At 56.6% G+C, this 16,371-nt stretch carries 19 protein-coding genes and 1 pseudogene; 6 read left to right on the top strand and 14 right to left on the bottom strand.

Annotated features, from left to right (window positions below):
- Window positions 1-34: 34 nt before the first annotated feature.
- The gene (locus tag QA644_RS06755; RefSeq protein WP_283071611.1) at window positions 35-535 is read left to right on the top strand and encodes a DUF6456 domain-containing protein; all 501 of its coding nucleotides are present in this window, start codon (window positions 35-37) and stop codon (window positions 533-535) included.
- Window positions 536-563: 28 nt separating this feature from the next.
- Window positions 564-875, top strand: a complete 312-nt coding sequence (locus QA644_RS06750) for a hypothetical protein (protein WP_283071609.1) — start codon at window positions 564-566, stop codon at window positions 873-875.
- Window positions 876-1,431: 556 nt separating this feature from the next.
- Here the strand turns inward: QA644_RS06750 and QA644_RS06745 are convergent.
- The gene (locus QA644_RS06745) at window positions 1,432-1,881 is read right to left on the bottom strand and encodes a hypothetical protein (RefSeq protein WP_283071607.1); all 450 of its coding nucleotides are present in this window, start codon (window positions 1,879-1,881) and stop codon (window positions 1,432-1,434) included.
- An 825-nt stretch (window positions 1,882-2,706) separates the two neighbouring features.
- On the bottom strand, window positions 2,707-3,906 hold the full coding sequence (locus tag QA644_RS06740; protein WP_283070916.1) for an IS256 family transposase: 1,200 nt from the start codon (window positions 3,904-3,906) through the stop codon (window positions 2,707-2,709).
- A gap of 135 nt (window positions 3,907-4,041) precedes the next feature.
- Here QA644_RS06740 and QA644_RS06735 point away from each other — a divergent pair, with 135 nt between their 5' ends.
- Entirely contained in the window at window positions 4,042-5,502 is a 1,461-nt protein-coding gene (locus QA644_RS06735) for an AAA family ATPase (RefSeq protein ID WP_349254115.1), read from the top strand.
- Between the two features lie 148 nt (window positions 5,503-5,650).
- Here the strand turns inward: QA644_RS06735 and QA644_RS06730 are convergent, their stop codons facing one another.
- A complete protein-coding gene (locus QA644_RS06730; RefSeq protein WP_283071606.1) occupies window positions 5,651-5,974 on the bottom strand; it encodes an RNA polymerase subunit sigma-70 in 324 nt (107 codons plus the stop codon).
- A gap of 349 nt (window positions 5,975-6,323) precedes the next feature.
- Between QA644_RS06730 and QA644_RS06725 the strand changes: the two genes are divergently transcribed.
- Together QA644_RS06725 and QA644_RS06720 are read left to right on the top strand one after the other, a co-directional pair.
- Complete coding sequence (locus QA644_RS06725; protein WP_283071604.1) at window positions 6,324-7,829, top strand: AAA family ATPase; 1,506 nt, start codon at window positions 6,324-6,326, stop codon at window positions 7,827-7,829.
- Window positions 7,826-8,662: a hypothetical protein gene (locus QA644_RS06720; protein WP_283071602.1), complete on the top strand. Its 837-nt coding sequence runs from the start codon at window positions 7,826-7,828 to the stop codon at window positions 8,660-8,662. The genes QA644_RS06725 and QA644_RS06720 overlap by 4 nt, the downstream gene beginning before the upstream one ends.
- Window positions 8,663-8,930: 268 nt before the next feature.
- Here the strand turns inward: QA644_RS06720 and QA644_RS06715 are convergent.
- The 3 genes and pseudogenes from QA644_RS06715 to QA644_RS06705 all read right to left on the bottom strand — a co-directional run.
- Window positions 8,931-9,076, bottom strand: a pseudogene (locus QA644_RS06715) (DUF2277 family protein); the annotation flags it as partial.
- Window positions 9,077-9,144: 68 nt separating this feature from the next.
- Window positions 9,145-9,426 (bottom strand): GYD domain-containing protein, encoded by a 282-nt coding sequence (locus QA644_RS06710; protein ID WP_233450651.1) that lies wholly within the window; start codon window positions 9,424-9,426, stop codon window positions 9,145-9,147.
- Window positions 9,427-9,529: 103 nt separating this feature from the next.
- On the bottom strand, window positions 9,530-10,297 hold the full coding sequence (locus QA644_RS06705) for a serine hydrolase (RefSeq protein ID WP_283071600.1): 768 nt from the start codon (window positions 10,295-10,297) through the stop codon (window positions 9,530-9,532).
- A 500-nt stretch (window positions 10,298-10,797) separates the two neighbouring features.
- Between QA644_RS06705 and QA644_RS06700 the strand changes: the two genes are divergently transcribed.
- The gene (locus tag QA644_RS06700) at window positions 10,798-11,205 is read left to right on the top strand and encodes a hypothetical protein (RefSeq protein WP_283071598.1); all 408 of its coding nucleotides are present in this window, start codon (window positions 10,798-10,800) and stop codon (window positions 11,203-11,205) included.
- 105 nt (window positions 11,206-11,310) lie between these two features.
- On the opposite strand, the gene QA644_RS06695 is transcribed toward QA644_RS06700, so the two are convergent.
- The 8 genes from QA644_RS06695 to QA644_RS06660 form a co-directional block, all read right to left on the bottom strand.
- On the bottom strand, window positions 11,311-11,484 hold the full coding sequence (locus QA644_RS06695) for a hypothetical protein (RefSeq protein ID WP_283071597.1): 174 nt from the start codon (window positions 11,482-11,484) through the stop codon (window positions 11,311-11,313).
- A 546-nt stretch (window positions 11,485-12,030) separates the two neighbouring features.
- On the bottom strand, window positions 12,031-12,201 hold the full coding sequence (locus QA644_RS06690) for a hypothetical protein (protein WP_283071596.1): 171 nt from the start codon (window positions 12,199-12,201) through the stop codon (window positions 12,031-12,033).
- Complete coding sequence (locus tag QA644_RS06685) at window positions 12,198-12,608, bottom strand: transposase (protein WP_283071595.1); 411 nt, start codon at window positions 12,606-12,608, stop codon at window positions 12,198-12,200. The genes QA644_RS06690 and QA644_RS06685 overlap by 4 nt, the downstream gene beginning before the upstream one ends.
- Window positions 12,609-13,076: 468 nt before the next feature.
- Entirely contained in the window at window positions 13,077-13,298 is a 222-nt protein-coding gene (locus tag QA644_RS06680; protein ID WP_283071594.1) for a hypothetical protein, read from the bottom strand.
- 196 nt (window positions 13,299-13,494) lie between these two features.
- Window positions 13,495-13,833, bottom strand: coding sequence for a ParB N-terminal domain-containing protein (locus QA644_RS06675; protein WP_283071593.1), 339 nt, complete (start codon window positions 13,831-13,833; stop codon window positions 13,495-13,497).
- A 210-nt stretch (window positions 13,834-14,043) separates the two neighbouring features.
- Window positions 14,044-15,252: a virulence-associated E family protein gene (locus QA644_RS06670; protein ID WP_283071591.1), complete on the bottom strand. Its 1,209-nt coding sequence runs from the start codon at window positions 15,250-15,252 to the stop codon at window positions 14,044-14,046.
- Window positions 15,249-15,791, bottom strand: coding sequence for a hypothetical protein (locus tag QA644_RS06665; protein WP_283072342.1), 543 nt, complete (start codon window positions 15,789-15,791; stop codon window positions 15,249-15,251). The genes QA644_RS06670 and QA644_RS06665 overlap by 4 nt, the downstream gene beginning before the upstream one ends.
- Window positions 15,792-15,916: 125 nt before the next feature.
- Entirely contained in the window at window positions 15,917-16,294 is a 378-nt protein-coding gene (locus QA644_RS06660; protein WP_283071589.1) for a hypothetical protein, read from the bottom strand.
- Window positions 16,295-16,371 lie beyond the last annotated feature (77 nt).

Here is a 16,371-nt window from a genome sequence, read left to right as displayed (position 1 = left end):
CCCGTTTCCCCGGCGCTATGGCATTCTCCGCAGTATGCCAGCGCCGTCAAAAGCCCGACTCCGACCGACCCTTGTCGAAAACCCGTACTATTCCCGCGCTCACCCGGCCGGTTCGACGAACCCCCGAACCATCCCGGTTGTCATCAACATCCGCGAATCGGCGATAACCACACTCGCCTCGCGTAGTGTGCTCGACGCCGCACAAGTCGCCGCTGCCAACAAGTTCCGGGCTCTCTGGGAAGCTATGGGCGGCAAAGGCGCCAGCGCCATCGACTATGGCCGCGAGCATGTCGACGGCGGCAAGGTCCGGGACCCGATCACCGAACGGCAAGTCAACGCGGGAAAGGAACTCGCCAGATGCCGGGCGCTACTTGGTGCCCGCCTCTATTCGCTGGTCTCGGCAGTCTGCGGCGAAGGCCGGGCTCTGCACGAGGTCGTTGGCGACGGAAAACGGGAGAGGTTGACGGCGGCCGACATGCTGCGAATGGGACTTGATGATCTCGCTGAAATGTGGAGGCTAGCAACGCGACGATAACCCCGCCCTTGGTTCAGCGGAGCAGGAAATGACTGATCCCACGTTTGACATGGCTTCCGAACTTAGAGAGGAATTCGAGCGCCAAGCAGAATGGCGGAGAGAGAAGGCGATTGAATTTCCGCACGACCGCCGCAATGCGGAAGCAGCGGCGCACTTGGATAAATTGGCTGCTTCCGTCAAGGATTGTCCGCCTGAAGTGCTTGAAGCCTTTTATGAGCTGTTTGAGGACGCCCCAGACTCAGAGGAATGGTTAGAAATGTTGCGCCGAGCCGGACTTGATCAATGGCCGGACACAGCCGAGCAACTCTGCCGAAACTTTATAGCCGCTCGCACGGGTTAGGGCATTGCAATGCGGCGCTGATGCCGCGTGCCGTGAGCGCGTTTTCCGGGCTTGCCCGAGGAAAAGATACCGGCAGGAGGAAATGGCAGCTGTGGCCCGGGCTCGGGGCGAGCAGGCGCTCAACAAAATAACGCTATAGCCACAGTAATGGATGGCCTAGTCAAGCGCGTAAGGCGTTCGGGATCGGATTTGATGACTGTATATCTGTACGCGGGTTTATTTTTGGTCTGGTTCGCATTTAGCGTGTATTCAGGATGGATGAATGCTTCACACGTAGTGGCTGCGAAAAGGTATGGCATCAGGAGCGCGGGAATATACTTCCGGTGGATCGATGTAAATGACCATGCTTGTCCGGAGTGGCTCAGGAAAAGTGTGAAAAAACTCAACCATATTTCATTCGTTGTTCACTCGTTATGCGCGATTTTATTGGCAATCTTTATATTGTTCGCGCCGACAAATTACTCGCTTAAGGGGATTTGAAATGCCTTCTACGCCGGCATAGTACAAAGCCCAGCCGTGTTTGCCCGTCATTCAAGATCAAGGAAGGACGGCGACCTTATACCTTGCCCTTCTTCGCCAGCACGTCGGCGGCATCGAATGCACCTTTGGCACCCGCCTCGTTGGCATGAAACATGACGACCGTGACGCCGATTTGGGCGGTTGGTGCATACATGGGAGTGCTGAACGACGAGCCGCTGTAGCTTCCATAAGCTGTGTTGCCGTAGACCGAGGCTTGCCCGAAACCGCTCGTATTAGTGTTCATACCCACAAAACGCGAACCCTGCGCGGTTTGAGCCTGTTCAAGCCTGAAATGGGTATATCCACGCTTCAGGGTAGCCTCTGCGGCCTTCTTCATCGTGATTGCCCCTGCTGCGCTGGTGAAAATCAACCCGCTTGCGTTCGTATCGAGCCGCACCATGTTCGGAGCGAGAGGCATTTCGCTCGTGGTTGCACAACTAGCCAACGCCACAGACAGCAGCGCGCTTGCAATAAGATTCCGTTTCATGATTTCCCCCAGCAAAATGCGGCTGCAGTAGAGCAGCCGGACTACAAATTGCAACCACGCGAATTGCACTAATCAACAGATCATATCGCTAATCAGTGCGGCGGCGGCGCGAATTGCGACCAGCCAAAACGTGCCCTGAGTGCGAATCGTATCGCCTTAAGCGCCACTCCATCGCTTTCATGCTCCAAGCAGATAACGGAAAGATCAAGCGCCGATAGACGTCTCGCATCCACCGATATCACCAGGAATATCCATGCAGTCCACAAGAAGGTGCTTTGGTCACCGAGATTGCGCGCTAAGATGGTTGCCAAATCGATTCGGCTAAGGCGTCATGCGAAAGAATCCAAACCTTATCAACAGTGTGGAAGTAAAGTATTTTCGCTCGATTAACACGCAACGCCTACGTGAATGTAAGCCGATAAATATTATTACGGGAAGCAACGACGTAGGAAAATCCAATTTACTTCGAGCGCTGAACCTGTTTTTCAATGAAAAGAACGAACACGGTGCCGACATCGTTTTTCGAGAGGAGTTTTCTCATTCTCGTTTGGACGCGGTTCGAAGAGAATCTATTAAAGGTCGGCAATTTATACAGATTGAAATCGAATTTAATTGCCAGGACTCGTTTCAAAAGACTCTACCATCTCGCTTTAAAGTCAGAAAGACTTGGTTCAGGGATAGCAAGAGCCCAAATTTTAGCCATGACCTCGAACGTTATATCTCATCCGGAAGTCTACAAACGACAAAGAACAAGGGATCGTGTCCATGGAAGTGGTGTAGCTCGCGGCTGATGGCCGTGCTTTCCGACATAGGGCCGGAGGGATATCAGCGTGCCACAGCGGGCAGACTGATTTGGGGATCATCGCTCATTTGCGCCATGGTCTCAAGTGTCAGGTATCTGGCGCGTTGGACGGCCCATTCATCATTCTGTTCGAGCAGCAGTGCGCCGACGAGACGGACGATGGCTTCGTCGTTCGGAAAGATGCCGACGACCTCGGTGCGTCGCTTGATCTCGCCATTGAGACGCTCGATTGGATTCGTCGAATGCAGCTTTGCCCGGTGCTCTTTCGGGAAGGTCATGTAGGCGAGCACGTCCTCTTCGGCATCGTCCATGATGGTGGCGAGCTTCGGCACTTTCGGCCTGATCTGATCGGCGACGCTGCGCCATTGAGCGCTTGCTGCCTCCGGGGTCTCCTGGGCAAAGGCCGTTGCGATGAAAGCGGATACGACCCGCCTGCCGCTCTTTCCGGCATGTGCCAGGACGTTTCTCATGAAGTGAACCCGGCACCTCTGCCAGGTGGCGCTGAGAACCTTGGTGACCGCGGCCTTGAGCCCTTCATGCGCATCGGAGACGACGAGCTTGACGCCACGCAGACCCCGGCGTGTCAGCCTGCGCAGGAATTCCGTCCAGATCGGCTCAGCTTCGGACGTGCCGACTTCCATACCCAGAACCTCACGCCGCCCGTCGCTGTTGACACCGACGGCGATGATGACGGCGACGGAGACGATGCGACCACCACGCCGGACTTTGAGGTAAGTCGCGTCGATCCACAGGTATGGCCAATCGCCTTCGATGGGACGATCGAGGAACGCCTTCACCTTGACGTCGATCTCTTCGCACAGGCGGCTCACCTGGCTCTTGGAGATGCCGCTCATACCCATCGCCTTGACGAGATCATCGACTGAGCGCGTCGAGATGCCTTGGATATAAGCCTCCTGGATAACAGCCGTCAGAGCCTTCTCCGCCATCCGACGTGGTTCGAGGAAGCTCGGAAAGTAGCTGCCCTTGCGCAGCTTGGGAATGCGAAGCTCGACCGTTCCGGCTCGCGTCTCCCAATCCCGATCACGGTAGCCATTGCGTTGAGCGAGCCGCATCGGGTTCTTCTCGCCGAAGTCAGCGCCGGTGGCTCCGCCAACCTCCAGCTCCATCAGCCGCTCGGCTGCAAAGCCAATCATCTCGCGCAATAAATCGGCATCGGCGCTCTTCTCAACAAGCGAGCGCACGTTCATCATGTCATTGGTCATCGGTGGTCTTTCCGTCAGGTTGGTCTTGAACAACCCGACCCTACCGGAAAACACTGATGGCCACCTTACTCCTCAAAACTTACACCACGTGCCGGGACACGATCGAACAAGGCGGAAGGAAGCCTCCAACGTTTCCTGAATTCTATCGTTTTTACGTACCTCCCAGTCATCAAGGACAGGAGTATTTTTCAGTCTGTACTCTCCGAGCTTCAGAGCGTTCTGTTTCAACAAAGTGAGACATCAGGCGATAATTTCATTGAAGATATTGAGAGATTCAGTAACGATTTGGAAAATCAAGCACAGGAGCTTCGCGAGGCGTTCGAAGAAATCACAGGTGTAGACGCAAGAATATCCCTTCCGTCAACCTACGCCGATCTGTTCCGTGCATTTAATATTAAGACGGCTGGTCCCTTCGAAGAGTCAGTCGCATTGGACAACAGAGGAGATGGTGTCCGAGTACGGTTTCTCCCTGCCATTCTGAACTACATCGCGGAACGCTCGTCAAAAATGCACGTCTGGGGAATTGAAGAGCCCGAAAACTCCATGGAATACAAACGTGCATTCGAACTTGCAGACACCATGACTAAATCATACTGCAAGAACGCCCAGATTTTTTTAACGACGCATTCACCAGCGTTCATAGATGTGAGTCGCGAAGGTCAATCGATCTACATGGCTCGACGCAAGGGTCATGATACCGAGTTTCTTCATTTGAACGGTGCGCGACGAAATCGCCTCGTCGTCGAGGATCCGTATATGCTGGTGGCTGATGAACTCGGTCACATCAAACTGATGAATGAGCTTCACGACAAACTCCAGGAGCGCATCTCAGTGGCGGAAGAAGCCGCCGCGAGCCTTGCCGCCACGATGGCTGAGGTTGAGGCTGTCAAAATTCCTGTCTTGCTGACCGAAGGAAAGACAGACGTACTAATTCTCAAGGAAGCCTGGAGAAAACTTAGGGAAACTGCCCCACCGTTCGCGATCAAATCTTGTAATGTATTGAGCGAAACGGAAAAGAACGATGCTGCTGGTGCTGCACAACTGGCAATCTCCTTGCGCTCAATTATGGCGGATAGTCACAGCGTCGTAATCGGTCTTTTTGATCGCGATGACGAGGGCCAGAAGTGTTGGGCTCTTGACGCTAATTTCGCTAAGCAGAACCTCTTCTCAGACGTTAAAGCTTCAAAGAACGGGAAGGCATACGCCATCCTGCTTCCTGTTCCTGACGGTGAACCGGATCTCGCGAACAGCAGCCATCATTGCCTGGAATTTATGTTTCCAATCGCTGCATTGAACGCGAAGATAGATGGACGCGGACTAATACTAAAAGGACTTCCTCTTGTCACCAAGTGCGGCAACAAGGTGGTCTCGTCCGTTGACGGGACAGAGATATGGCAGATGACGGTTGCGGACGGGAAGAAAATTTTTGCTGAAGAGATCGTGCCGACTTTGGATGCAGCCTACTTCAAGGAGTTTGAAAAAATCTTCGCCCTCGTTGAAGGAATCATTGCCGCGATACCTGTACAACAACCAGATGAGTCAGCCGTTGCTCGCGAGGATGAAACAGCACCCGCTGCTGAGGGTGTATTCGCCTGAAAGACCCTTTCTCGTTGGTGATGATCGACGTTAGGTCTAGGTCCGAATAACCCGCTGTGTTGCGGTCGGTGTCTGGACTGCCTCATACGTTCCCAGCTCGACACCCTTATCGCTTCGATTTCGAGCGCGTCGGCCTGTGTGCGCACAATCAGCCGCGAGGCGGTAAAAATGCCGACCAGCCATATCTGCATCGCAATATGAGCATGATCGCCTTTAAAGCCACGCTGTCGTCGCTGCAACTGGCGAGCCGATAAAGGTTCATGGCAAGGGCGGCTTCGAGCTTGGCGGCGGCTCGATCCAGTTCAGGACGGTAGTGCTTAAACAGGGTCTTTTGATCGACACCGATGATTTCCGCGATTTTGAGCGTCGGAACCGCATGAGACGCAGCCAACTCGACAATCCGCCGGTCCCTGGCGGACGGTCTGTGCGGTGGACGACCGCCTTTACCCGATCTTTTGGCCTGTTTTTTCATAACGGACTGGAAAAACCCATGAAACGGCCTCAGCCAATTTTCTGCCGGCGAAAAAAAATCTCCGCATGATGCCCGCGCGGGCCCCCGCATGCGCGGCGTCGGTAGTTTAACCGCCCCCCCGGGGCCTGGCGAGGCTAAACTTCCGCTGAAAGTAGGAAACGATCGCTCGCCTCGTCATGGCTCTCTTGCGCCAGAAGCTGTCGTTACGGAGAGGGTTGCAACCGGCCGTTACAGGCCAAGCACCACAACGCAGGCACGCTAGCAATAAAGACGAGCATAAGAGGAGGCACACCTTTTCCGGCCAAGTTCAACAACATAGTATCGGACCGATTGCTTAACAGGATTTCAAATGGCCATCCTCCCCAAACTGGATTTTATCTCAATCGCTCACGATGAGAGAATTCCGCCGGGATTAAAAAACACGTTCGTGATCCGGAACGACAACTGGAACGACTTCGGGAGCTATGTGCGATTTGACCTTTTCTGGTTCAACGAAAACGGCGCGCGGAGCACCATTGGCAAGACCAAAATTCTCCACGGCACCGAAGAGAAGGCCGCTTGGATCGTCGATAGTTTTACTACCCCCCCAAGGCATTTCAGCGCCGACATCGGATCCGACTTTATCTCGTTGGGCCAATCTGATGCTTACTACGCCTGGATGCATGAGACCTTCGGCGACGACACACAAAAGGTGCTGACAGCGTTGCGCGATATCGCCGTTATGCCCGGTCTTGCAGGCCGGTTCGAGCCCTCGACTGTTTTCCGAAATGGCATGATGCGAGAAAATGCGGCGTGGAGATCGCGCCGGTTCGGCAGCGCTTGGTCTTTGGGAGAAGAGCCGATCGAGAAGCCGTCCTTCAGTTATGCTTGCCAACTCTCCGATGATGAGCAGCCATTCCTGATCGAATTCGACTTCCGGGCTCATGATATCCTGCCTCGTCGGGTCGTCGGCATCATCGGCCGAAACGCCGTTGGAAAGACGCGCTTCCTCGCGCAGTTGGGTGCCGACCTCGCCCAGGTGAGACGGGTCTCTGCCGCGACTGTCGAGGAACGCAAGCGCAGGTTCCCAGGCGACCAGCCCCTTTTCACGCGAATATTGGCGGTGTCTTACAGCGCGTTCGACCGCTTCAGCAGACCGAGCACCCATGCCGAGAGCAGCTATATTTATTGCGGCATCCGTGATGAAAACGGTAATCTTTCGCAGACAGGGTTACAGCGCACCTTTCGCTCCAACAAGGCCCGGGTTCGGAGGCTGGATCGGCGCGAAGACTGGATTAGGCATATCGCCAAGATTCTGGGCGAAACGAGTGAGCTCGGTGAAGCGGACTTGCAACGCGAGATCGACAGCGATCTAGCAGATAGTGAAATGCTTGGCTGGTTGAGTTCGGGCCAGGCGATCCTATGCCATTTCGTGACGGGCTTGCTCGCATGGTTGCAACCCGAAAGTCTTGTGCTTTTCGATGAACCCGAGACACATCTCCATCCGAATGCCGTCGCAAACCTGTTTGTAGTCCTGACCGAAATCCTCCGTGATCATAGATCCTACGCGGTCGTGGCCACCCACTCGCCCATTGTGATCCAGGAAATACCGTCCAAGCGGGTCATGGTGTTCACGCGGGAAGAAGGTGTGACCTATGCCAATCCGCTTAAATTTGAGAGCTTTGGCGAGAGCGTGGCGGAACTGACCGAGCATGTCTTCAAGACGCAGGAAGCGGAGAGTCTCTATCGAGAGGTGCTCGATCGGATAGCTAGGAATATGACTTTGGAAGAGGCGCTCGACCTGTTCACAAATCGGCTGAGCATGAACGCCAAGTCCTATCTGGTTGCGCGCTACGCTCGGGATGCCGAGAAGTGAAGCAGCTTACACCGGTGACGACCCCACCCGCATACATCGATATTTTTGAGGAGATCCGGGACAATAAAAAGGGAGCGGCGAAGGCTGCGCTGTTTGGTGCGCAAGCCGCCATCCGTAGCCGCTTCACCGACTACGAAGCTCGTTTTACAGCCGACACGCTGCAAGGTATGCCCCCATCTACGCTCGCGGGCATCAAGACGGAATTGCGGTCCTGCTATGGTCGCAACAAGAGCATGGAGGCGCTGAAGCAGGCAATCAAGGATGCCCAGCCCAAGGGCCGCCTTCAATGGTGCCCCTATTGTGGGGCGACCACGCCCGGTAGTTACGACCACTACCTACCGGCCGAGGAATTTCCGGAATTCGCGGCGCACGCTCTCAATTTGGTCCCGTCCTGTACCCGGTGCAACTCCACCAAGGACGACGATTGGCTTCATGCGGGAGCCAGGCAATATCTCCATTTCTACCGGGATGCGATACCGGTCGTGCCATTTCTTACAGTCGTCATAACCTCCAACGCGGCCGCTCAAGCGGTCGGAGCAACCTTTGCCGTTCAGCAGGCAGGAATGTCTGCGGCATCATGGGCTCTCTTGGAAGCGCATTTCCGGAAGCTCAAGCTGATGGAACTTTACGACTCCTATTCCAACGATCTGATCAATACGGTGCTGAGAAGCGCCCGCTCGCACATCAATGCCGGTGGTCCGAGCGCCGCAGATTTTCTCGCCAACGAGGCGCAAGAGAATGCTGATCTATACGGAGATTATGGCTGGCGTGCTGTTCTACTGCGCGAGATGAGCGTCCACCCGCACCTCGATCAATGGATTGCATGGCTTTAAGACCTTTTTGTTGCCCCAGCGCACCCGGACGAACAACGACTTTGGTACTGACCGGTGGCTGACGAAACGACAGCGATGGGCGCAAACCTGCCGTTGAGGCAGCGTGAATCTTTGGTCCGCTTTGGGCCCGACTGCGGACGCTTAGCCTTGGCCGGATTGCGCCAACACCGGCCATTGCGGAGTGCTGCGAATCTTCTAAGCTCTTCTCAACACCGCAAACGGGCCAACTTGAGACCTGACTGAGATCTCCTGTGCGTGACGGACTCTCTTACGCGAACCGGATCGCCGTTCTCGCGCGCGCCTTTGCCGCTACTTCCTCGCGATCGCGAGGAGGTTGAGAGGTCTCCAGCGAATCGAGCAGCTCGCGGGACATGCCGCTATCGAACTGACGCGCTCGAATGCGGCCTCATTGCGCGCCAACACATCGTTTCTGGCAGCGGAGGTTCGATCCGCTGCCAGAGATGTTTCAACCAGTGGTCTGCTTATTTTGCCGGGGGCTTGTAGGAAGATGCGATTGTGCCCGCCTTCTCTTGCGCAGCCTTGAATTCCGCGCCCGTGTAGGCTCGCACGGTTTTGACATTCGATACGGCTCCCGATGCGCTGACGACGAGAAGTGCGGGGATCAGGTCAGCACCATCATCGAATTCCGTGATTGCCATCCAGTCGGTTTCGCCGGTCGTGAGGTAGAAAGAATGCAGTTTCCCGCCCGCTGCTTCCATGACGCCACGGGCCGCCTTTTCTCGGTTCGATGGATTGTCAATCATTCCCTTCGCTGACGTGGCTGTATAGCACCCTGTTGTTACGAAAAGTGGCATAGGACATCCTCCCTCGATAATTGGGCAGATCGGGTGATCTGCCCAATACTTATTATCTCAAAAAACTTGGCGTTAGGCGAGCGTCGGACCGCAGAGCGCTAGATTGGTCGATGGTGCTGATTTTGTCTTTCCCGAAAAGTTCTCTATCGAGCCTCGCGTCGTCGCTCGTGCGGTCATCAGCTCCTTGAGAGGTCTGCGTGAAAGCGATGCCGGACGCCATGTGGAGAAAAGCCTGGATCGGCGTCTTGCCGATCTCTTTACCCGTCAGCTCGGGCACGTAGGTTTGCACCGTGTCACCTACAGAGTGGATCGCACCTTTCGAGATCGCAATTCCAATCAGCATGGCAGTTATGGTTTTTGCCATCGATTGCGAAAGAAATCGGTCGTGATCGGTACGGCCATATTGGTAGTGTTCGTACAATATGGTCTGGTCGTGCGCTATCAGTAACCCCGTCGTTGGATTGCGGGCCAGATACTCCGCCAGAGTGGCAGTGCTTGAAGCGAAAGTATAAGTGTCGCCGAAAGTATACGAGACAGAAATCTCGGTCTGAGCCCGCAACAACGACGAAGTTTTTTCGGCGGCAGCTACCGTACGCGTCGGGGTCAACTGATCTGCATGGCTATAATTGCCGACTATATTCTGTGGCTTGTCCAAAGGCCAACCAACTGGATACCCAAGCTGCTGGCCGTGTTCATCGGCATCGGGTCCAGCGTTTGAGAAGATCGGTTCAGCCTTCGGGGGCTCTTGCGCATGTGCAAGGCACGCCTGAAAGATGAGTGACGATACCGCCGCCAGTACCATGCTGCGCCAATTGCACATGACTGTCCTCCGCGCGTCAGATCAAGGACACCAGCAGCTCTTAGGCTTTCGCTTTTGTGACGACTGCTGCTGGGAGGATTTCGCGTAGGTTACAGAACTTTTGTCGCTTGCGCTTCCTGTCCTGTGTGGTGGAGGAAGCGCGCCAATTGTCTAAGCGTGAAAACAATGGCGCGCCGGACGAGATTCGAACCTATTGTCTGGTAAGGTTGGAGTCGCCACCGGGCCGGGGCGCTTTCTGCAAACCACCGTTCTCCCTGATCGCAGGGAAGCACGGTCTTGGTCAGACCGGGGCCGCGTATAGGCCGGTGGGTGCTGTCCTAAGTTCTTGCTTGTCCTAATTCAAATTTCCGCCGCAGCTTGTGCGAGCCCCGTCCCCCGTCGTCCTGGGGATAGTCTGTGGAAGTTCTGCTTTGGTGTCATAATTTGCGATCTGCGCCGCCCAGGCGCATGATGCGGACGCGCGGCTCTCCACCACCAACAGATGTGAAGGGGAGGACACCATGAAGCCTATTGGATACGCATTTGCGGTTGTCATTCAGTCGTGGTTGGGGTCTCCAGCGAGCGCCGAATGCAATCGTCCGGAATATGGCGCGGTGCAAGAGTGGCTTGCCCCCTGCGCCAAGTTGGGGGTCGAATGGCAGGTCTGCCGCGATCAGTTCGCGACAGCGAAGGCCAGCGTTAACTGGGTCTTGTTTGAAAATGCGCCCGCTCTCGAAGCCTATCGTGCCAGCGTGAAGGAGCAGATCGCCTGCGGATATCCGCCGACACCACTGACTTACCTGCGCGCGGTTACGGTTGCGGCCAAGGCTCATAATCCGCTGGCGCAATGCATGATCCTGATGTGCACTGTTAAGGCCGGCTTTTACCTGCGGGAGCTGGAAGATCAGGGCAAATTGCCGAAAGAATAGGGGCCGTGCTTAAATTCAAAGCGTTTAGTCCGCCACTTCATTGACGCGCTTTTAAGAAGCCCGGTGGCGGCTCATTCCTTGCGAGCGGCCTGCCGTTCCAATTCCTCACAGTGCCGCGTGAACTGAAGCAGGGTGTAATGGAACGTGGTGAGTGAGCAGGTCTTCGGTCATGCTGGTGTCGTGTCCGCCAGCCTTCAGTTCCTCAATCAGCAACACCTGATCGTGGATCCGCTCACCGGCCTCTTTTACGTGCTTCCGAGCGAATGCCAGCCTTGCCAAGTCCATCGTCCCGCTTTCGCTTCGGCGCGGCATTGTGGGGCTGTGGGGCGTTCTGACGCTCCGTGACGCGAATGGTCTCCGGTGGCAATCCCTTCAGGGCCTTCTTGGGGGCTTTTGCCATTTTCTGAGCTCTGACGATACCGACGACGGTCGTAACCTGCCCAGCCTCCTGATACGGCCGCTGGACTCGTTGCATTCACCACTGAGTTGTCACCCACCGCGTTCGGCAAACTGGAACGCCGGCTCGCGGCAAAGGGGCTGTCACCGCGATGGATCGGCGTTGTTATGCAACGATCCCGACGGAAGCCGCATTCGACTGGTTCCTGCTGGGATGGAGAGATATGCCGGCGAATTCGTGGTGGCGTCAGAAAATGAACAGACAAGGCAATGACATACGCGTTCCCAGTTTCATCTCGTCCGGTGCGCCAGAGACGACCGGAATGACCGATATGAGGGCGCAAAGCGGACGTCCGCGCCGACATCGCCGAACGGCAGCTTTGGGCCGAAAGCGGTATTGCGCCTCGACACAAGCGGGCGCGCCTAAATTCACTGAAGTCTCGTCGTTGGCGCATCGGGTTCATCAAAATACCGGAACACCGCCGCAACGATCATCGCGGCTTCCTGGTCCGTGAGAGGCCTTCGCAGGTGCTCTTCGGCCAAATCCCAAGCCCTTGCAATCGCGCCGGCTATTGGAGGAGGTAAATCGATGACCATCATGTCGACGTCGATCCCGCCGTGGTGCGCTTCACCGGTTTGCCGCCTTTAGCTGCCAGTTGCCAGCAGGCTGGATCGCTGCCGGGTGTCGCGCCCTCCGCGACAGCCTTCAGGGCAACCCAAAGGCTCCCGGAATGCGTGACGGTATCGCCCTTCCAGTAAGAGTTCGCGCGCTGATAGTTCCCCAGGTATTTGATCCCGCTTTCCTCAAGTGCTTCGACGCGGGCAGAGAGCGCCTTCAGCTTCGCGGCTGTAGCAGCGGTCGTGGCCGCGATGAGCGCGTGAACCATACGCCTGCTCAATGGCCGTTCAAGCTGCACTTCCGTGAAGTTGGAGTCGAGGCCGGTTCTGATCTCCTCGGCGCGCGCCGCGATAAAGGCGAGCTGCTCGTCGTCGCCCTTGCCTGTCATTGCCTGACGCTCCCGATGATTTCCGCGACCTCGGCGCCTGATAGGCTGCGGCGCTGATCCAGGATTATGGCAAGGGTCTCGATCTCCTCACGGTGACTGTCCACAAAATTCTCGGCGAGAGCAGCAAGTGCGTGGCGCATCTCGGTAGTCGGGTTGGACCAGGAGGCGAGAAAAAACGCGTGCCGTAACAGAAGTTGGTCTGACTCCGACAGCCCGGTTGCAGGCGCCGCAGCTTGGCCGGCTAGAGCGATGATCGCGTATGTTGCGGCCAGCCGCCGTGGTGGTGCCCGCGCTCAAGGTAGTCGCCAGGAGACTCGAGGATAACCTCGCCCGCGTCAACCGACACACGGTGGACGTCGATCCCGTGCCTGAGAGCTGCTACGCAATGCGCCGCTTCATGTACGGCAATTTCGCTTAATGTTGATTCAGTCATTTCCCGACTGTAGCAAATCGCGACGTAGCGGGCCGTTACGCGTCATCGGCCAGCCCCCGGCAGAGCACCTGGATCATGTCATTAAGCGCCCGCTGGACCGCTTCGTCGTCGTCCGCGTTCACCGGGCTGCGAAAATTCAAGCTCTCCAACGCGGCGGCAAGTTCGACCTCGTCGACCTCAACCCGGACGACGCGGCGGCCAACCTTTCGCCGTTCGCGGTAGCGACGCTGGCGCTCACTGGAGGAATTGGCAGCCATTGTTCACCAACCCGCAAAAGCAGGAATTGCTAATGAGGGTGACCGAATTATCCATTGTCATTGCCGCACTCCTTTTCTGCCGACGCATTTCACGCGGCCCAGACAAAACGGACAAATGTTAGGATGGGGAAAATGTCCGTCCGCATTTCAAGGCTCCACACGGACATCTTTGAAATGTCCGCGAACGGCGTCCGCCTCATCGTCGCGACTGCCGAACCCAAGGGTCTAGATGCTCGCAGTAATACCAGTTGATGTTTTTGAAGGGATGGATCTGCTCGTCGTTGAAGCCGTTCTCGCCGAGCACGCGGATGCCGACAAATTCCATCGCGGTAAGCCGGTTGCGTCCGTCGACCAGCTGGTAACTACGCGAGCTCTCCTCCGGCGCCCACATGTAGATCGGCAACCGCAGTCCGTTCCGCTTGATATCTTCGCCCAGTTCGCGGAGTTCCGGGTCGCTCATCATCGGGAATAGATCGGCTGCCGGGTGTATCTTGATTGTATCGCGCCAGCTTTTCGCCTTGCTTTCCATGTCCATTACCTTTCTCATTTCTTTGAAACCTTCGGTGAGGTTTCGGACAGGTTTCACGGGTTTCGCTCGCTCAAAATCTCCCCATTCCGGCCATCCGATGACCACGGTCAACGGGCGACCACGGTCGTTTTTTCCATATAGCTCCTTAGAATCTCCTAGCCCCTAGGATGGAAAATCATCCGTTGTCGCCCGTTGACCGTGGGTGATGCAAACATGTCATTCTTCTTCTGCCAGGGGCGGACCCCAGGGGATATTGCCCCTCCAGTCTTTCTTTCGCCGCTCCCAGCCGATCCGGCTGAGAATGGCGATGATGCGGTTCTGGTCGGCTCTGCCAATGCGATTGGTTTCGAAGTGCAGCGCATCCTTGGCAATTTCGCCGACAAGCACTGTGCTCCGGTTCTTGATGAACGCTCGGATGGCTTCCTCCCACACATCCGCCTCGTAGCGCTGGGCTTGTTCCGGCGCGATGTGCGTCTTCTCAAAATCCTTGTCGGGCCACCATTGTTCGCCGTCCTTGAACCGTGCGACGGCCTCGGCGAAGATCTGCTCGCGGTCATGGCTGAGCGCGTCGATATTGATGCGGCCTGTCTTCACCGGCCAGAAACGGCGACCGCCAGTCGGGTCGCGAAGATAGGTGTCCTGGTTGGTGGTGCCGATGAATACGCATTGGCGCGGCTCTATGACCTCGGCGCGGCCGTAGCTTGGCCTGTAGCGCTCGGTGTCGCGCGAGATAAAGCTCTTGAGCATCGTGGCTTCCGCCCGGTTCATCGCGTGCATCTCGGCGACCTCGATCAGCCACTTGCCGCGAAGATGCTGCGATGCGTCCTTGCCGGAATTGATTTCCGGCAATGCATCGGAAAACCATTCGCCTCCCAGAACCCTACAGGCGGTCGATTTCAAGCTGCCCTGCCTTCCCTCCAGCACTGGCAAATGATCGGCCTTACACCCCGGCGAGAAAATCCTTGCGACCATCGAAATGACGAACATGCTCCCGATCTCTGCGGCGTAGGGTGTTGCCTCGCTACCGAAGTAATTGACGAAGAGGGACGGCAGGCGGGCGTTGCCGTCCCATTGCAGGCTGTCGAGCCAGTTCCTTACAGGATGAAACCTGCACTCGTGGGCGCGGTGCGTGACCGCCTGATGGACGACTTCCCTGCCGAGTTGTTTCAATCCAGCGTGTTCAAGCCGGTCCTGCACGATGCTGATATCGACATCGGTCACTGGCCTAGGCTGGAAACTACGCTCCGCATCGAGCGGATGCCGGAGAACGGGGATATGGGCCATCTCGTCGAAGCCGAAGGCATTGGGCAGTATGGCCCGCAGGCCGATGAGCGCGTTGGCAAGGATCGGCAAAGCGCTGCCGCTTGGGGCGAGGATGCATGAGTCGAGCCATTTTCGATTGATGCTGCTGACGACCTCTGTCACGCGGACCTCCTGTGGTTGCGCTGCGGCGCCGCCTCCAGGAGGAACACGTCCGGCATTCGCGCCGGACGCATGTGACGTCGATAAATCGGCAACAAGGCTTCGTCTACGGCGACGCGCGGGCACTCGCGCAGGTGATCGAATGCGTGACGCCAATCGAGCACGACGACGCCGTCGCGCGCGGCGCGCAGCCAGTCGAGCGGTGAGGCGAAGATGTTCAGGGCAAAGTTGAAAGAGTAGGTGCTCGCGTTGCTGATCGCGCTCTCGCCGAGGGCGAAGGCGCGGCCGGCCCAGGTCGCCAGCTCGCCGGTTCTTGGCCGCCAAAAGATTAGGTCGTCGCGCTCGGCAAAAACGAACCAATCGGGACCGGCCGGATCGGGCTCGAACCGTTCATCTGCGGCTTTGTGGCCGCGTGCGAGGCGGAGGGGATCGGGCTGGACGATAGCCGTCATTGGCACGCCGCAGGCGCGCAGCCAATCCAGGTGCCGCTGCATGAGCCAGCCGTAATGCCAAATGTCTGGATTGGCCGGTGTGAAATTCATCAGCAATCTCCTTGCGGAAATCGCCGGATTTGACGCGCTTAGACGGTGTTGTTAGATTCTCAGCCTTCGCCACCGAAAATCCTGATGCTGACTTGGGCCGTCGCGCGCGCAAATCGCGACGGCTCTTACGTGTCTATCTCAGCGACAGTGGGCACCTTGGCGGCCGGCAATCTATTTGATGCTTGAGTGTATCGGCCAGATGGTGGGTTTGCTTCCAGGCCCCGTCTATCGACGAGCATGTCGGCGAGCCACATGCAAAATAAACTTCGCGGATACAGAACGATCTTGCCGCTGAGCTTGAGGAAGCTGGGTTCTTCGCCCCGGACGCGTCGCTGTTTCACGGAAGCCGGATCGATGTTCAGGATCGCCGCGACATCCTCTTGGAGGAGGTTGTCGGGCAGCTCGGAATCTGCGGCGAGAGCTATATAAAGAGCGCGGCCAACAATACCCTTGCTGGTCCAGAACGCGCTGCGTTCGCCAAAAAGCACGGCAGTGGGGGTCATTTGCACAGCACCTTTCCTTAATGGAAATAGACGGTGCTGAACTATCTATGCCGAAAAAAACTATCCCGAAAGCCAAG

Origin of the sequence: Rhizobium sp. CC1099, assembly GCF_029714385.1 — a bacterium.
Taxonomy (GTDB): domain Bacteria; phylum Pseudomonadota; class Alphaproteobacteria; order Rhizobiales; family Rhizobiaceae; genus Rhizobium.
The sequence above is the reverse complement of the archived record's forward strand: the minus strand, read 5'-3'. Positions and strand labels throughout refer to the sequence as shown.

Bases quoted from the DNA above. Each gene is read 5' to 3' on its own strand.
- QA644_RS06675 (WP_283071593.1), bottom strand. From the start codon at position 13,833: ATGGACATGGAAAGCAAGGCGAAAAGCTGGCGCGATACAATCAAGATA.
- QA644_RS06665 (WP_283072342.1), bottom strand. From the start codon at position 15,791: ATGAATTTCACACCGGCCAATCCAGACATTTGGCATTACGGCTGGCTC.
- QA644_RS06690 (WP_283071596.1), bottom strand. From the start codon at position 12,201: ATGATGGTCATCGATTTACCTCCTCCAATAGCCGGCGCGATTGCAAGG.
- QA644_RS06680 (WP_283071594.1), bottom strand. From the start codon at position 13,298: ATGGCTGCCAATTCCTCCAGTGAGCGCCAGCGTCGCTACCGCGAACGG.
- QA644_RS06750 (WP_283071609.1), top strand. From the start codon at position 564: ATGACTGATCCCACGTTTGACATGGCTTCCGAACTTAGAGAGGAATTC.
- QA644_RS06730 (WP_283071606.1), bottom strand. From the start codon at position 5,974: ATGAAAAAACAGGCCAAAAGATCGGGTAAAGGCGGTCGTCCACCGCAC.
- QA644_RS06700 (WP_283071598.1), top strand. From the start codon at position 10,798: ATGAAGCCTATTGGATACGCATTTGCGGTTGTCATTCAGTCGTGGTTG.
- QA644_RS06725 (WP_283071604.1), top strand. From the start codon at position 6,324: ATGGCCATCCTCCCCAAACTGGATTTTATCTCAATCGCTCACGATGAG.
- QA644_RS06745 (WP_283071607.1), bottom strand. From the start codon at position 1,881: ATGAAACGGAATCTTATTGCAAGCGCGCTGCTGTCTGTGGCGTTGGCT.
- QA644_RS06710 (WP_233450651.1), bottom strand. From the start codon at position 9,426: ATGATTGACAATCCATCGAACCGAGAAAAGGCGGCCCGTGGCGTCATG.
- QA644_RS06740 (WP_283070916.1), bottom strand. From the start codon at position 3,906: ATGACCAATGACATGATGAACGTGCGCTCGCTTGTTGAGAAGAGCGCC.
- QA644_RS06755 (WP_283071611.1), top strand. From the start codon at position 35: ATGCCAGCGCCGTCAAAAGCCCGACTCCGACCGACCCTTGTCGAAAAC.
- QA644_RS06685 (WP_283071595.1), bottom strand. From the start codon at position 12,608: ATGACAGGCAAGGGCGACGACGAGCAGCTCGCCTTTATCGCGGCGCGC.
- QA644_RS06705 (WP_283071600.1), bottom strand. From the start codon at position 10,297: ATGTGCAATTGGCGCAGCATGGTACTGGCGGCGGTATCGTCACTCATC.
- QA644_RS06660 (WP_283071589.1), bottom strand. From the start codon at position 16,294: ATGACCCCCACTGCCGTGCTTTTTGGCGAACGCAGCGCGTTCTGGACC.